The following is a 561-nucleotide window of genomic DNA, read 5'->3' as shown; positions in this document are numbered from 1 at the left end:
CGATGCCAGTACAGGATTTAGCGGAAGAAAACAGCCACCTTTATTTGTGGATTCCCAACGCCCTGTTACAAGAGGGTTTAGATGTGATTAAGGCTTGGGGCTTTACATATCGCAGCCCGATCTACTGGATAAAACCCCGCCTCCTTTTGGGTAATTATTATAGAAATGCGTCAGAGACGTGTCTGTTTGCCACACGTGGCAAGGCGCCAGTTAAATTTCACGGTCAGCCCAACTGGATCTTCTGCCCACAGCAGCGGCATAGCCAAAAACCCGAAGAGCAATATGCGGTTATTAGGCGTATGTCATACGAACCTTATCTTGAACTCTTTGCTCGCCACAGGGAGCCGGGGTGGGATATATGGGGGAATGAAGCACCAGGGGGGTCAGACATTGTTATGCCTGGGGGAGATTATCCTGTACCGAAGTACAGCGCTAAAGCGCTCAGAGAGGAGGGATGATGATTGGAACCACCCAAGCTCATTACCCGGATACTGGAGTTCGCATTTATGCTGGCGCTCAGCGCCTTTCTCATCAATACCGCCGCATACTGGATTTTGGAAG

The 561-nt window shown here is 50.1% G+C and carries 1 protein-coding gene; it reads left to right on the top strand.

Annotation, left to right across the window (positions count from 1 at the left end):
* Positions 1-458: MT-A70 family methyltransferase (locus E5329_RS29335; protein WP_135992595.1), on the top strand; the 458-nt coding region annotated here is incomplete at its 5' end.
* Positions 459-561 lie beyond the last annotated feature (103 nt).

Origin of the sequence: Petralouisia muris (assembly GCF_004793545.1) — a bacterium.
GTDB lineage: Bacteria > Bacillota > Clostridia > Lachnospirales > Lachnospiraceae > Petralouisia > Petralouisia muris.
This window is presented reverse-complemented; position numbering and strand designations above follow the sequence as displayed.